The following is a 16710-nucleotide window of genomic DNA, read 5'->3' as shown; positions in this document are numbered from 1 at the left end:
CAATTGATTTTCAATATATTATTCAGTAGATAATTTCAGTATTTTCTCTAAATATTTTCTCTATTTTCTTTATTTTCCTAAATTTGTGTTCCAATTGTGTTCCCATGGGTTATTCGACAGTTAAATTATATAAGGAAAATACAGATAAAGAGAAGTTTGTAGTCATATACTATAAACATGATGGTTCAGCAGTAAGACACAGAACTGGAATTACAATTCCAGAAAAAGATTTCGACAAAAAGGCTGAGAGAATAAAACCCTCACATCCTTCCAATGAAGACTATAATAAAATTATTAGTAAAATTCAAAGGTCGATAGAAAGTATAATTATTGATTATATAAATGAACACGAAATTAAACCAACAAGCGACTATGTAAAAAGACAAATTAAATCAGGTCTCAAAGAAAGAAAGGAATCCTTGGAAGCCGACATCATTGACTGCTATGAAGATTTCTTGAGTGAAAAAAAAATTATGTTTAGTAGCCCTGAAAGCAGCGATACTTCCGTGAGAGATTATATTTCAACTAAAAATGCTCTCAGAGATTATTCCAGAGTTATAGGAAAAATCATTCCTTCGGATTTAAATAATACAATTTGGTTGACCAAGTTTAACAAGTTCCTTTCAGAGCCACGACCAAATATTGCTGGTTATAAATTTATTACATCAGCTCAGAACGATAAAACTAGGGCTAAACGTTTTGGTGTTTTAAAGAACTTTGGCAAATGGTTAATGACGGAAAACTACCTTAAAGACTTTGATATGCTCAAGAGCTTTAAGGTTAAGGTTGAAGAAAAGACTTATTATACTTTAAGTCTCGAAGAATTAAGTTTAATCCAACATCATCAATTTAAATCTCTTTCTCAGCAAAAAGCTATCGACATGCTAATAGTAGCATGCCATACTGGTCTGAGATTTAGTGATGTTATAAGGGTTTCTAAAACCAAAATTTCCAAGAAGAATGAAGCAAAAATTCTTACTATTGTCAACCAGAAAACCAAAATCAAGGTTGAAGTGCCATTGACCGACAAAGTATTAGATATACTGAAGAAATATGACTATCGTCTCAACTTAATGTCATCCCAAAAAACTAATAAATATATTCATGAAGGACTGAAAAACATTATGGAATTCCATGACTTAGAAGCAAATGGTAATGATGGTGAAGAATTGCCCAAATATGAATTAATCACTTTTCATACTGGTCGTAGAACATTCATTACTAACTTGGTAAACAATAATGTTAGTTTGAATGCCATCATGAAAATGACTGGACACCGTAAAATATCAACTTTACAACAGTATATTAATCCTGATTACGACTTAATTATGGATAACGTTAGAATATTTAATAATTTATAGAAATGAAAAAAGCAGATGTACAATTAGTAGTAGAATTAATTCATTCTACTGAGCCTTTCCCAGAATCCATTAGTGTTGAAAAAGTAGTTCAAAGTACAGTTGATAAATATATCGATAACCTCATTAAGAACGACCCTGGAATTAAATATAAAACCATAAAAACTCATACCGAGAGAAAGACAAATAACTTCATCAGACAATTCGAGATTGCATTTCAAAGAAAATTAAAGAAGCTAGTACAAGAATATGTAATACCTGAGACTAAACCAGTTAAAGAAGAAATACAGCATCTAATTAAAGACGCTGCTACTTTACTTAAAATGACTCCGCAAAACCTTAATCACCTCTTAAGAAGGCATCCAGAAATAAATGTTATAGAAGTATCAAGTAGAAAAAGATATTTAACTGAAAGTGAAATTGATAAAATAAGAAAATTATAAATCAGAGTTTCGGCAATCACTTTAAGGGTCCAGAAATATGGCCTGATACGTACCTAAGTCATGGTTGGACATAGATTCATTTCTTCAACCGAAAACTATCAGAAAACAGACTTGAAATCACTTGAGAGGATACTTTGAAGTATCATCCGATTCAATAAAAAGTAGTCTCTACTTAATTTAAGGTTTTCCCTTTTTATTTCAACAATAGTATTTCGTACTTTTATTAATTCTTTCAGACAACCGAACAGATTTTTTTAAAATCAGGAATATTATTGGGCTTATGAGCATACTTACAGACATAATTGAATGGGTTGAAGATAAACCTCTTTTCTGGCAAGAAACTGTTGACAGAATTATCAGAAACAAGAACCTAACTGAAGACGACATTAATGACTTGGTAAGTATCTGTAAGTTTGAAAATGGAATTATTAAACTTGATTATGAAGGCATCAAAATAGATGAATTAAAAGAATTGGTAAGTAGTTCTGATGTTGAAGAAAGTATTATGCTCTCAAAAATTAAGAACAACGAAAATATTAACGCCCTAAAGGATAATTCAGAATTAACTTTTTCAAGTACTGGTTTGACAGCCATTTATGGTGATAATGGTTCTGGAAAATCAAGCTATGCAAGCATTTTAAAGAACACTTGCAATACTAGAGGAGAATTACCGACCATCAACTTCAACTTGTTTGACTCGGATAGTGGAACCAAAAGGCAAATTGCTCAGGTTGAATACCTCAAAGAAGATGGGACAAGCGGTGACATTACTTGGAAAGACCATGAAATCGATAGTGCTTTATTAAAAGCTGTTGACGTTTTTGATTCCTCAAGCGCAAACCATTACGTAGAAGGTGAAGATGAAATCGCCTTTGTTCCATCTGGGTTCAGCATTCTTGAAAAACTCGCAAAAGCCTTAAATGAAGTAGAAAGAATCATCAATTCAGAAAAGCAGATGTTGACCGAAAGTTCATATGATTACTCTTTTTTGCAAGATGATGTTGAAACTGAAGTCTCAAAATTTCTTCGAACTTTGAGTGCTGAATCAAAACAAGAAGAGCTAGACAGCCTTTGCAGTCATACAGAGAAAGATGATGCCGAAATAAAAAACATCTCAGAAGCTATTTCAAAACTTAGGGCTACTGACCCAGCTAAAGAAATAAAAGAGAATAACCAAAGAATTAAGCGATTTGATACTCTTAAATCAAAGTATAAATCACTTGAAGTAGCTTTTTCTAACAAAGCCATGAATTCGACAAGAGATGCTGTCAACAATTTAGTCGTAGCATCTAATGCGTCCAAAATGGCTTCTGAAAAAGCATTTTCCAATTTGCCAATGGATGGCATTGGTAGTGACCAATGGAAAAAGCTTTGGGAAAGTGCTAGGAGATTTTATGATGGAATATATGGAGAGGATGCTTTTCCGAATACTAGTGAAGGAGAAAATTGTCCACTCTGCTTACAAGAATTGGGTGATGAAGCGAGAAAAAGATTTATTAATTTTGAGGAGTTTGTAAAGGCTGACTTGCAAGAACAGTTGAACAAAGCAGTTGCAAGACTAAAGGAGTTAGAAGAGTACTTCGACAATCTAAACTTCGACCTTTCAGAAAGTGAACCTACCATTGATGAGATTAATGAAATTGTTGAAGATTTCCAGAAGATTGAAGGGGCATTCTTAGCAACCTTGGAAAGTAAGTGCGATGAAGTTTTGGGATTAATCAGAGACGCCAAAAAAGTCGATTCAATTTCTCATATTGAATTTCAAAAAAGCCCAATAACAATACTTGAAACCCTTATCATGGGATTAGAGACAATGAACGAGGAACTTGCGAAAACGTCAATAGAAGAGCAATTGGACCTTCTTGAGAAAAAGCATGCCAATCTAGTGGCCATTAAGAATTTAACCAACTACAAAAAACAAATTGAAGTTGAGATTGAGCGTATGAAGAAAGTCATAGCTATCAACAAATGTGCTTCTCAATGCAACACACGTAATGTAACGTTGTTGAGCAATAGCTTAACGGAGACCTATGTTACAAAATCACTTAAAGACAATTTCAAAGAAGAGTTAAGAAAGCTTGGTTTCAAAAACATCGAGGTGGTTATGGGAACAAAGGGTGTAAGAGGTCGACAGTATCATTATTTACAATTAGATACATCTTACGGCCAAAGTGTTAGCCTAAAGGAAATATTAAGTGAAGGCGAACATCGCTGTATTTCATTGGCAACATTCTTGTCAGAACTTTCCATTTCAGAACACAAATCCGCCATAATTTTTGATGACCCAGTTTCGTCACTTGACCACAAATGGAGAAGCAAAATAGCTCGAAGAATTGTACAAGAAGCAACAACACGTCAGGTAATTGTTTTTACACATGACATTACTTTTTTGATGATGCTTCAGGAAGAGGCTGTGAAATTAGATTGCAGCATAGATGTAAAGAGCCTAACCCGTAAGAAAACTCAAACTGGAATTCCTGCCTCAAGTCCACCATGGGATGCATTATCAGTTAAGGGAAGATTGGGTGAACTAAAAAATATGCACCAAATTCTTAAAAAAATAGAAGACGAAGGTACTGATGAAGAATACGAAGATGAGACTAAACCATTCTATGGAAAATTAAGAGAAACGTGGGAACGTTTAATAGAAGAACTGATTCTCAACAGAACTGTACAGCGATTTGGTAGAGAGATTCAAACGAAAAGGTTGAAGATTGTTATTGACCTTACAGACGATGATTACCAAATAGTCGATGATAATATGACTAAGTGCTCCAAATTTATTAATGGTCACGACAGTGCTGGGGCACTTATTGAAGAGATGCCTGACTCAGAAGAAATCAAAACAGACATTAATGCCCTAGAATCTTATATTTCAGAGTTGAGAAAAAGAGGAAGGAGTTAATCACTGTTTAATTCAAATTGATTTTATCTACCTAAAGGTTATTGAATCTTCTCAAGTAGTCACTTTGACCAAGGTCAAATCAGTGTTTTCTTAAATCACTCTCTTAAGACCTTACCCACTTGACAAATTCGATAATTAGCGCAATAACCAATACTAACAATGACCCAACCAATGAAAATATAAGGCCAATGACTGCCAAATCACTTTTTAATGATGTCGGCCTGTGTTTTCGTTCCGCACTTTTGAATGCTCGATACCAATGGTCAGCCTCAAGCTCATACCGCATTCTTGTGGTTGAACTTTCATCATTGGGTCTCCATAAATAATCTTGTCTTTCTCCCTGTGTTGCCATAATCTTATTAATTTAATTGTTCTTGCATTGCTTTTTTAACTCGCTGAGCCACTCCCAGACTAACACCACCTAAAGCAGCGGCCCTTCTTAAAGACTCTCCATTAGATAACTCATTAGCAACCTTCTTATACTTGTCCAAGAATTCTTCCGTGGTCATTCTGGAACCATATAAACGACCTTTATAAACACCTTTCGCCTTGGCAATCTCAATGCCTTGTCGCTGTCTTTCTAGCATGTTATTGCGCTCCATTTCGCTTACATTGCCCAATACAGATACAATCATCTTGAAGATTGGGTTCTGTTTGCCGTCAACCATTGAATACATTCCAATGTTCTCCACATAAAGATTCACTTCCTTTTGAGTCAGAAATTCACACACGGTCAAAATATCCAGAATGTTTCTTCCAATTCTGTCGATGGACATAACATGTACTTCGTCAATTTTACCATTATTAATGTCATCAACCAATTTCTTACCTTGGGGTCTATCAAAAAATGAAACGGCCCCACTTATCTTGTCGACATAAGTCTTAGCAAAATCTTTTTCATTAGTTTGCTGTCTCTGTGTGTTTTGGTCCAAACTGGATACTCTAATATACTTAACTTTCATAATCTTTAAATTATATAACAAATATAATGTATTATTTTAGGATGGCAAAATAATACACCTAAAAACCAGGTATTTAGCTCATTTTTCTGTATCTGACAAAGGCATACTTGGAATGATACAATTTTGGGTTGAACCAATTTTTTGAATATATTATTCTATATTTATTCAACCTATCTTCATTCATGAAACAACTATTCAAATTTTAAGAATATGACACTAAACCAAACATTAATTAATTTATTAGAAACAAATGCCGCAGATTTTGAAGGACTTAATAATCCAAATTATTATAAAAGTATGTTCGAATTTGTACTTAAAGAGGGAAAAACTTTTGAATCAGAAGAGCTGAATGAGGAAGAAATGAAAATTGTAAAAGAGGCCTTAAAACGTTCTAGAAATACAACAATGGGAGATTGTTTTTATAATGCCCAAACTTTAGCAATGAGGGACGAGTCTAATAATATCCAATATTTTGAAGGTTATACTTTATCCAAAGATATTGCATACCCCTATTCTCATGGATTTAATGTAATAAATAACAAAATTGTGGATATTACTCACACAATTAATGGGAAACATATATTTGGTGATTTGAAAAATTCAAAAGCTTATATGGGAGTCGAATTTGATAAATCTTTAAGTTTCAAAAGAATTCTTTCTGGCAAAAACTGTATTTCCTTTATAGATAATTGGCAAGAAGGTTTTCCTATTTTAAAATCAAAATGGAAATCATGATTGATTGGAACTTAAAAACCATTTGTATATACAATCACTTTATTTCTTTAAAAAATGGTCGCCAGTTTAAAGACAGATGGGACCCATTGTATATACAAGGTCGTTAGTTTTTCTTGACGAGGGCGGATACTTGGCAAGTGTTCTGAAAAATTCAAAATATTCTGGACAAGTGACAGACCAGTCGGACCAATATGTCCAAAAACAATTAAAAACGACAACTTCAACAAAGTATAGACTTTAATTAAGGTGCTAACCTTTGACCAAATGGTACAGATAAATTAATCGCAGATTTCGTAGAGGTTTATAGAGATTAGACATATTTATATACAAACAGAACAATCATGGGAAAAATACCATCAAGTGAAAATACGGAGACCTTTATAATGCGCATATCTCCTGAGTTAAAGCAGAAATTAAACAAACTGGCCAAGAGAAGCAAATATGGTGGCAGTGCATCATCAGCTATTAGAGTATTGATTGAAAATGCATCTAAATTTTAAATAATTAAAAAAGCTCCCAAAAAATGTGAGCTTCTCTCATTAATTTAATAAGGAAAAATAATTACTAATTTCTAATGGTCATCACTTTTCTCTCCACCAGATTGGTTCATCATCATTTCATGGTCATATTGACAACAAACAGGTAAATTCTTATATGCTTCCTCATCTCCAGATACTTTTTCAGTATCGTAACCTGAAGCAGCAATAGCATTATGAATAGACATTGCATTCGTTTTTGTGTCATCATAAGACACTTCAATTTTCTTCTTCTCTACATCCCAATTTGCGCTAGATACACCTTGCACACCGTTAGCTGCTTTTTCAATCGTTTTTTTACACATACCGCAATTCCCTCTTACACCAAATGTTATATTTGACATTGCCATATCTTTTGATACTTCTGTTGTAGTAGTTTCCTTTTCCTTCTTAGTTTGACCATTACAACTTGTTAATCCCATTGCTACAATTACAGCTACACTTAAAATTACATTTTTCATTGTTTTAAAATTTAATTGTTATTATTCTATTATTTGTTTTACTTCTCCACAGGTTAGCATAGCTTCACCAAAATATGGATTGATTACTTTTTCTTCTTTACTCAACCAATACGCACCGTTGTTATTATCTGCCATTGGACAAAATTCCACATAGACTTTTTCATTAATACCAAATAACTGCATTACTTTAATTAAATGCGAGGATAAGTGTTTAAAATGGTTTCTTTGAACTTTAATATCGGTTACATTTGAAATTGAATTGGCTGATGCTTTAATCTCTTTTTCCAAAGCCATCCAATGATTGTGTGCTTCCTTGTCTGTTAATAGTTTCATATCAACCTTTGACAAATTTTCTATTTGTTTTTTTGCTTCTTGTATTACACTATTCACATCATCTTTAACTAATGCATCTTTCAATTTGACGTAATCATAAAAAACGGTTTTCAATTGATTTTGAAAGTCTTTCGAAACATTTAATCGTTCATTCATATTGGAATGATTCTCTTGAGGTTCCGAGGTAATATCTTCCATTCCAAGATGCCCTTCATGACCAGTCGTAACTTTACCACCAACTTTATTCATCATTGACTTTTTACCCTGTAATTGTGCCGCTGCATCTACCGTAAATGTTCCGTTAGTCACTATTTCATTTCCAACAAATAATCCCTCTAAAACTTCGTATTCATTGCCAATTCGATTACCTAAAACTACTTCTTGCATTTCAAAGACGGGTTGGTCTGGATTGGTTTTTAAATAGACAACAGAACGCTCACCTGTCCAAAGAACTGCAGATATTGGTATTGCCAAAACTTCTTGATGTTCATTTTTAATATCTTCAATTTTCGCAGTGATGAACATCCCAGGTTTAAATACATCGTCCTTATTATTTAGTACTACACGCAAGGTTACTGTTCTTGTTTTGGTATTTAAAACAGGGTCTATAAAATCTACTTTACCTTTAAATTCTTTGTTAGGATAGGCATTGGTTGTTACCACAACTTCCTGTCCTTTTTTAAAGCGGTCAATTTGATTTTCGTAAACATCAAAATTTCCCCAAACCGTATTGAGATTGGCGATTTTCAATAAAGGTTGACCTTGTTTGATGTAATCGCCTTGTTCTACTAATTTTTCGGTAACTGTACCAGAAACAGTCGCATACACAGGGAAATTTTCTTTAACTTTTCCAGATGATTCAATTTGATTGATTTGATTTTCAGAGAGCTTCCATAATTTCAATTTATTACGCACTGCATTGAATAGTTCAGGTTGTGATTCCTTTAAAGATGCAGCTGTTATGAGTTCTTGTTGCGCTGCATACAATTCTGGTGAATATATGGTTGCTAACATTTGACCTTTACGAATTTTTTCACCTGTGAAACTTACATTTAACCTTTCGATTCTACCAGAAAAATAGCTAACCTGCACTGTATTAGCTTCTTCATTTTCAACAATTCTACCTGATAACTTTATTCTATTGCCATCCGCAATACTATTGCCAACAATTGAAGTTTGAATATTGGCTAAAGCCATTGCGTTTTCAGTGAGTTTGAATTGGTCTGCTAACAAGCCCTCACTTCCACCATCAACAGGAATTAAATTCATACCACATATAGGACAATCACCTGGTTCTGGTTGCATAATTTGTGGATGCATAGAACACGTCCACAATTGATTGGTTTCTGATATGGCATCGTGATTATGGACTTTATCATATTTTGGTGACCCGCCAAATAACAACCAACCTAATAATAGTCCTACTATTAATATACCTGTATAAATTATGTATTTTTTCATATTATTATATTTTAATATTTCTTAATCGTAATGCATTTGCTATTACCGAAACAGAGCTAAAACTCATTGCTAATGCTGCTATCATTGGTGAGAGTAAAATACCAAAGAAAGGAAATAAAACACCTGCTGCAATAGGTACTCCTAATGTGTTGTAAATAAGTGCGAAAAATAGATTCTGCTTTATATTATTCATTACAGAATCGCTTAAATTTCTGGCTTTTACAATGCCGTGCAAATCACCTTTTACTAGCGTAATCATTGCACTTTCAATTGCTACATCTGTTCCTGTGCCCATTGCAATACCTACATCACTTTTTGCCAATGCTGGTGCATCATTAATACCATCACCTGCCATAGCAACCACTTTTCCATTTTTTTGCAGTTTCTCTACTTCTTTGAGTTTGTCTTCTGGTAGCATACTGGCTTTAAAATCTGCGAGATTTAATTCTGATGCTACTGCTTGTGCTGTATCGTGATTATCACCTGTAAGCATTATGACATCAATGCCTTTATCTTGAAGTTCTTTAATCGCTTTGGCACTTGTTTCTTTTATTTTATCTCCAATAACTACATACCCAACAACGGTTTCATCTAATGATAAATAAGAAACTGTTTTACCCTGTTTTTGGTAAGATTTAGCTTCGTCTTTCATTTTAGAAGTAATATCTGCTTTGGCATATTCCATCATTTTAGGATTTCCTAATACTACTTTTTTATCATTTATTATAGCTTCAACACCTTTTCCTGTAACAGCACTAAAATCTTCGGACTTTAATATTTGAGTATTGTGTTCTTTTCCATATTTTACAGTCGCTTCTGCTAATGGGTGTTCGCTATTAGTATTTAATGAAACGATGTATTGTAGTAACTCTTTTTCATTTAGAGTATCACTAAAAGCACCTACTGTTTCTACTGTTGCTTTCCCTTCTGTAACTGTTCCTGTTTTATCAACAATAAGTGTATTAACCTTATCCATTTTTTCAAGAGCTTCGGCATTTTTAATCAATACACCATTTTGAGCACCTTTACCCACACCAACCATTACAGACATTGGTGTTGCTAAACCTAAAGCACAAGGACACGCAATGATTAGAACTGCAATTGCATTGACAAAAGCATACACATAAACTGGTTCTGGTCCCCAAATAGACCATACAATAAATGTGATAATAGAAATAAGAACTACAACTGGCACAAAATAACCTGATACCTTATCTGCTAAATTTTGAATAGGTGCACGACTTCTACTCGCATCATTAACCATATGGATAATTTGTGAGAGTAACGTATCACTTCCTACTTTTTCCGCTTTCATCAAGAATGATTGATTCCCATTAATTGTTCCGCTACTTACTTTATCATCTTGAGATTTGTTTACAGGAATAGGTTCTCCTGTAATCATAGATTCGTCAATGGTTGTTTCACCTTCTGTTATCACACCATCTACAGGAATTTTATCGCCTGGTTTTACTTTTAGAATATCATTTAATTCTATCTTATCTATACTGACTTCAAATTCTTCACCATCTACTATTTTTATGGCTTTGTTTGGTGCTAACTTTAATAATTCTTTTACTGCCGAATTGGTTTTACTGTGGGCACGAGCTTCTAACAACTGTCCTAAAAGCACCAAGGTTAAAATAACCGTTGCTGCTTCAAAATAGACGTGTACTGCACCTGATTCGGTTTTGAATTGTGACGGAAATATATCTGGAAATATCATACCAAAAACACTAAATAACCAAGCCACACCAGCACCAATCCCAATTAGTGTGAACATATTGAGATTCCACGATTTAATACTTTTGTATGCTCGTTCAAAGAACATCCAAGTAGCATAAAACACTACTGGAATGGATAATGCAAACTGAATCCAATTCCAATATTTCTGTTCCATTATATCGTACAATGGATTATTATTGAGCATTTCATTCATTGCGATTATAAAAATTGGTAAAGTGAAAACAGATGCTATCCAAAACTTCTTTAATAGTTTTTTGTAGGTTTTTTCTTCTACTGAAAGGTCAGGTTGCATTGGTACTAAATCCATACCGCAAATAGGACACGAACCTGCTTCATCCTTTATAACTTCTGGGTGCATTGGACACGTCCATTGTTCTGTGATAGCTGATGATAGATTTTGTTCTTCGACCAAATCCATTCCGCAAACAGGACAATCTCCTGCTTTATCATAAGTTTTATCACCTTCGCAATGCATAGGACAATAAAATGTACCTGTGCCTTTTGCTTTTGGTTGTTTTTCCTTTTTATCTTCTAAATGGTGATGATGTTCACCTTGTTTATGAATACTGTATCTCCCACCATCATTTTTTAAGGCTTCTTGAAATGTTTCTATAGGAATTTGCGATTCCATTTCGATTGTAGCTTCTGCCTTTTCTAAATTGACTGTTGCTTTTGAAACACCTGCGACTTCTGAAAGTGTTTTTTCTACGTGACTGAGACAACCGTTGCAAGTCATTCCGTGTATGTGATATGTGTGTTTCATTACTATTGTATTAAATAATTTATAATTGCGCTTTGCACATAGTAGCTCTTAACAGATTCTATTTGATTCATTTGAAACTTTAATTGTAGTTCTTGAATATCCAAAACATCATTAAAATCAATCGTTCCTGTTTCGTAGCTTTTTATTAAAATGTCTTCGGCATCTTTCGCTTGGTTTAGGTTTTTAATTTGGGTTGCATAACTTATTCTTGCAGAAATACGTTCATTAATTGCTTTACTTAAAACTGTTTCCAGAGTGTTTAATCGTTCCTGTTTTTGAACTGTTATTTCTTGCTGTTCTAACTCATTTTGCTTGGTTTGAGATTTATATTTTTTATTAAAAATTGGGATTGATACCGAAACCATAGGCATCACAATATCTTTACCGTTATCCGAGAAATTCATATTTGGTCTTTTGGAAACATTGATATAATCTAATCCAAAACCAATCATAGGACTACTTTCCTTTTGGTTTAGTAATTCTGATTGTTCTATGGATTGATATAGTTTATTATACTTCAATAGTTCGGGATGCAATGCTAAATTTTCAGTAGTGATTTCAAAGTCTTCTGAAGGCATTATTAAACTCTCTACCACAGTAACAGCAATATCATTTTCCCTGTTCAAAAGGTTATTCAGATTCGTTTGTTCTGCTAAAAATTGTTGTTGCAATACATCTTTTAGTTGTTGCATTTCATTTTGACGCATTTGTAATCGCAACACATCTACAGCAGATGCTTTATCAACCTCAACAGATGTTAGTGCTAATGTTTCGTATGTTTCAAGTAGTTTGATGTTTTCGGTTAATACCTCTTGCTTTGCTTTGTTGGCGTATAAATTATAATAGGATTGTGATACCGAAGCCATTAGTTTTCGCTTTGCAATAACAATGTCCTCATATTTAGCATCCGCTAATGAACTCACATAACTTTCCCTCGAAGTAATTGTACCAAACCAAGGTAACATTTGTTTAGCCGAAACTTTAAAACGTTGTGCTCCTGTTCGTGTTTCTGGTTCACTTACAAAATAACCAACACCAAATTCGGTATTAGGAATGGTATTAACCTCATTTACTTTTTCGGAAGCTCTTTTGTATTGTAACTCAAATTTTTGAATTTCTGGATTGTTTGTTAAGGCTTCATCTATGAGTACTTCTAATTGTTGTGCATTTACAATGAGACTCAATAAACAAGAGCCAAGAGCCAAGACAAATTTTATATTGATTTTTATGTATTTCATTTTACAGTTCTTTTAAGTTGAACTTCGGCTTTCCAGCTATATAATACTGGTACTACAAATAAGGTTATTAAAGCAATCAGCATTCCTCCAAAACTTGGTATTGCCATAGGTATCATTATATCGCTACCTCGTCCTGTTGATGTCAATACTGGCAATAATGCTAAAATTGTGGTTGCTGTCGTCATTAAACAAGGTCTAATACGTTTTTCTCCTGCTTCTACTATGGATGCTCTAATTTCCTTTCTATTTTCTGGTGTGTTTCTATCAAAAGTTTGAGTTAAATAGGTTGCCATTACGACACCATCGTCTGTTGCAATACCAAAAAGTGCAATAAACCCAACCCAAACCGCTACACTTAAATTAATTGGGTGCATCTGGAATAAGTCTCGCATATTTTCCCCAAAGAAGTTGAAGTTTAAAAACCAATCTTGACCATAGAGCCAAATCATAATAAAGCCACCTGCAAATGCTACTGCAATACCAGTAAACACCATCAATGAGGTTGCAACGGAACGAAATTGAAAATATAGAATCAAGAAAATTATAAGTAATGCTAAAGGCACTACCACAGACAATGTTTCTTCTGCTCTTAACTGATTTTCATAGGTTCCTGTGAAGGCATAGTTAATGCCTTTTGGCACTATCAATTCACCAGAATCTATCTTTTGTTTTATTAAGGCTTGTGCATTTTCAACAACGCTTACTTCTGCAAAACCATCTAATTTATCAAACAAGACATAACCAACTAAAAAGGTGTCTTCACTTTTAATGACTTGTGGGCCTTGTTCGTAACGAATGGTTGCCAATTCGCTTAAGGGGACAGGACTGCCTTTCTCTACTGGCACATAAATTTGTTTTAAATCGGTTGGGTTGGCTCGTAATTCTCTTGGGTATCGTACTCGAACACCATATCTCTCACGACCTTCAACGGTTTTGGTTAATACCATTCCACCAACTGCAACTTTTAATACATTTTGAACGTCCTCTATGGTTACACCATAACGAGCAATTTTCTCTCTATCAATATCAATTAACAAATAAGGTTTACCAACAATACGGTCTGCAAAAACAGCTTCTTTTTTAACACCTTCAGCGTCCTTAATGATGTTTTCTAATTTCACTCCAAACGCTTCAATTTGTTTTAAGTCTAGGCCTTTTACTTTAATCCCCATTGGTGCTCTCATTCCAGTTTGAAGCATCACCAATCGGGTTTCAATAGGTTGTAGTTTTGGTGCAGAAGTTACGCCTGGTAATTTGGTGATTCTTACAATTTCATTCCAAATATCGTCTGGTGATTCAATTTCTGGTCGCCAGTTACGATAGTACTCGCCATCATCGTCTTCAATTAATTGATACCTTTTAACAGTACTAAAGGTGACATTTTTGGAATTATTTGGATTAGAAATGGAACGACCATCTTTTAGTTCAAATAAGCCATCATCATTTACCTTGTAGCGTTGGCGAACTCCATTTTCATTTAACATATATTCTGGTTTATACTGAATCATATTCTCATACATTGACATTGGTGCTGGGTCTAAAGCAGATTCTGTGCGACCTGCTTTACCAACTACTGTTTCAATCTCTGGAATACTTGCTACTGCCATATCTAATTGCTGCAACACCCTTTTGTTTTCCTCTATACCAGAATGTGGCATTGAGGTTGGCATTAATAGAAATGAACCTTCGTTTAATGACGGCATAAACTCTTTGCCTGTATTTTTCATAATGAAAAAACCTGCGATAACTATTGCTGTTGGTACTGATAAAAACAGTAGTTTATTATCTAAACACCATCTCAAAATACGTTCGTAGTATTTTATAAAAAATGAGAAAACACCTAATAAACCGAAGCATATAACACTTACAAAAATGAGATTCCAGAAGATACTTTTGTCAACTCCTAACGGTCTCCAATATTCGGCTAACAAGAATACAATAACTGATACCGAAATAATAATATTGATAAGGTTAGCTTGTTTCTCTGATACTATCTCTTGTTGCTTTATAATTGCAACAATTCCAAACCCAACTAATATTAGTCCTAACCAATAACCGTAAACTATGGCAACAACACCTAATACTATTAAAACGCCATTTAAAACATATTTAAAATTGGTTTTAATGCTTTTCTTTCTGAATAAAAAAGCTGCAAAAGGAGGTATTAAGAATAAGGCAACAATAATAGATGCGGTTAATGCAAAGGTCTTTGTGAAGGCTAACGGTCTAAATAATTTTCCTTCTGCACCAATCATAGTAAATACAGGTATGAAACTAATAATAGTGGTCATTACTGCAGTTACAATTGCACCAGACACCTCGGCTGTTGCATTATAGACTACCGTATTAATTGATTGTGTTCCATTATCTTCATCTAAATGCCTTATAATATTTTCTGAAAGTATGACACCTACATCAACCATTGTTCCGATAGCAATAGCAATACCTGATAGTGCCACTATGTTAGCATCTACACCGAAGAACTTCATTGCTATAAAAACCATCAATACTGCAACAGGTAATAATCCAGAAATTAATACTGAAGCTCGAAGATTAAAGACCATAATGACAATAACCAAAATGGTTATGAGTATTTCTAAAGTCAACGCCTCATTAAGCGTACCTAATGTTTCTTGAATTAATTCTGTTCTATCATAAAATGGTACTATGGTTACTTGTGAAGTTCTTCCATCTGATAAAACTTTTGAAGGTAATCCTGCACTTAATTCGTTAATCTTCTCCTTTACGTTATCAATAACTTCCATTGGGTTTGCACCATAACGAGCTACCACAACAGCTCCAACAACTTCTGCACCTTCTTTATCTAATAATCCCCTTCGTGTTGCTGGACCAAGTGATACTTTGCCTATATCTTTAATTCGTATGGATGTAAAATCTTCGGAAGTGACTACTGCATTTTCTATGTCTTCAATAGACTTCACATAACCTAAACCACGTACTAAATATTCTGCATTATTGATTTCAATGGTTTGCGCACCAATGTCCTTATTACTTTCCTTAACCGCCTTTACAACATGATGCAACCCAATGTTATATTGGCGCATCAATTCTGGATTAACGTCCACTTGGTACTCCTGAACATAACCACCAATCGAAGCCACTTCTGACACTCCACTAGCAGCGGATAAAGCATATTTTACATAGTAATCTTGAATACTACGCAACTCTTGTAAATCCCAACCGCCTGTAACGTTTCCTTTTTCATCACGCCCCTCTAAGGTATACCAAAATATTTGTCCTAATCCTGTCGCATCAGGACCTAAAGCTGGATTTACACCATCGGGTAACAAGTTACTTGGTAATGAGTTTAGTTTTTCGAGAATACGACTTCGACTCCAATAAAACTCTATTTCTTCTTCAAAAATGATATAGATGCTTGAAAAGCCAAACATTGACGAACTACGAATGGTTTTTACTCCTGGAATACCAAGTAAAGACGTTGTCAATGGGTAGGTGATTTGGTCTTCAATATCTTGTGGTGAGCGACCATCCCATTTGGTGAAAACAATTTGTTGATTTTCACCTATATCTGGAATGGCATCTACAGCAACTGGGTTACTTGGTAAAAATCCTGTATCCCAATTAAAGGGTGCATTAACCGTTCCCCATCCTACGAAAAGGACAAGTAACAAAACTGCCACGAGTTTGTTTTCTATTAAAAATTTGATGCTTTTATTTAGCATTGACTTTGATTATTAAACAGTTAGACATTGGCGTTGTGAAAACACCGAAAACAGCAAATTATCCTTAC

12 protein-coding genes are annotated in these 16710 nt (G+C 34.1%); 5 read left to right on the top strand and 7 right to left on the bottom strand.

Annotated features, from left to right (window positions below):
- The first annotated feature begins 104 nt into the window (after positions 1–104).
- The 3 genes from MR041_RS08345 (at position 105) to MR041_RS08335 (ending at position 4706) form a co-directional block, all read left to right on the top strand.
- Positions 105–1361, top strand: coding sequence for a tyrosine-type recombinase/integrase (locus MR041_RS08345; protein WP_242093154.1), 1257 nt, complete (start codon positions 105–107; stop codon positions 1359–1361).
- Between the two features lie 2 nt (positions 1362–1363).
- Positions 1364–1801, top strand: a complete 438-nt coding sequence (locus MR041_RS08340; protein ID WP_242093153.1) for a hypothetical protein — start codon at positions 1364–1366, stop codon at positions 1799–1801.
- Between the two features lie 280 nt (positions 1802–2081).
- Positions 2082–4706, top strand: coding sequence for an AAA family ATPase (locus MR041_RS08335; protein ID WP_242093152.1), 2625 nt, complete (start codon positions 2082–2084; stop codon positions 4704–4706).
- 103 nt (positions 4707–4809) lie between these two features.
- Here MR041_RS08335 and MR041_RS08330 read toward each other — a convergent pair whose 3' ends face one another.
- Together MR041_RS08330 and MR041_RS08325 are read right to left on the bottom strand one after the other, a co-directional pair.
- Positions 4810–5058, bottom strand: a complete 249-nt coding sequence (locus MR041_RS08330) for a hypothetical protein (protein WP_242093151.1) — start codon at positions 5056–5058, stop codon at positions 4810–4812.
- Positions 5059–5065: 7 nt separating this feature from the next.
- Positions 5066–5668 carry a recombinase family protein gene (locus MR041_RS08325; RefSeq protein ID WP_242093150.1) on the bottom strand — a complete coding sequence of 201 codons (603 nt, stop codon included), beginning with the start codon at positions 5666–5668 and terminating at the stop codon, positions 5066–5068.
- A 210-nt stretch (positions 5669–5878) separates the two neighbouring features.
- Here MR041_RS08325 and MR041_RS08320 point away from each other — a divergent pair, with 210 nt between their 5' ends.
- Complete coding sequence (locus tag MR041_RS08320; RefSeq protein WP_242084977.1) at positions 5879–6403, top strand: hypothetical protein; 525 nt, start codon at positions 5879–5881, stop codon at positions 6401–6403.
- A 341-nt stretch (positions 6404–6744) separates the two neighbouring features.
- Entirely contained in the window at positions 6745–6903 is a 159-nt protein-coding gene (locus MR041_RS08315; RefSeq protein ID WP_242084979.1) for a hypothetical protein, read from the top strand.
- Between the two features lie 71 nt (positions 6904–6974).
- Here MR041_RS08315 and MR041_RS08310 read toward each other — a convergent pair whose 3' ends face one another.
- The 5 genes from MR041_RS08310 to MR041_RS08290 are packed head-to-tail and all read right to left on the bottom strand — an operon-like array spanning position 6975 to position 16642.
- Complete coding sequence (locus tag MR041_RS08310) at positions 6975–7400, bottom strand: heavy-metal-associated domain-containing protein (RefSeq protein ID WP_242093149.1); 426 nt, start codon at positions 7398–7400, stop codon at positions 6975–6977.
- A gap of 21 nt (positions 7401–7421) precedes the next feature.
- The gene (locus tag MR041_RS08305) at positions 7422–9194 is read right to left on the bottom strand and encodes an efflux RND transporter periplasmic adaptor subunit (RefSeq protein WP_242093148.1); all 1773 of its coding nucleotides are present in this window, start codon (positions 9192–9194) and stop codon (positions 7422–7424) included.
- A gap of 4 nt (positions 9195–9198) precedes the next feature.
- Positions 9199–11700 carry a heavy metal translocating P-type ATPase gene (locus tag MR041_RS08300; RefSeq protein ID WP_242093147.1) on the bottom strand — a complete coding sequence of 834 codons (2502 nt, stop codon included), beginning with the start codon at positions 11698–11700 and terminating at the stop codon, positions 9199–9201.
- Positions 11701–11702: 2 nt separating this feature from the next.
- On the bottom strand, positions 11703–12938 hold the full coding sequence (locus MR041_RS08295; RefSeq protein ID WP_242093146.1) for a TolC family protein: 1236 nt from the start codon (positions 12936–12938) through the stop codon (positions 11703–11705).
- On the bottom strand, positions 12935–16642 hold the full coding sequence (locus MR041_RS08290; protein ID WP_242093145.1) for an efflux RND transporter permease subunit: 3708 nt from the start codon (positions 16640–16642) through the stop codon (positions 12935–12937). Before MR041_RS08290 ends, MR041_RS08295 begins: the two co-directional genes overlap by 4 nt.
- Between the last annotated feature and the right edge of the window lie 68 nt (positions 16643–16710).

The sequence above is a fragment of the Aestuariivivens sediminicola genome, assembly GCF_022662015.1.
GTDB classification, from domain to species: Bacteria; Bacteroidota; Bacteroidia; order Flavobacteriales; family Flavobacteriaceae; genus Aestuariivivens; species Aestuariivivens sediminicola.
The sequence above is the reverse complement of the archived record's forward strand: the minus strand, read 5'-3'. Positions and strand labels throughout refer to the sequence as shown.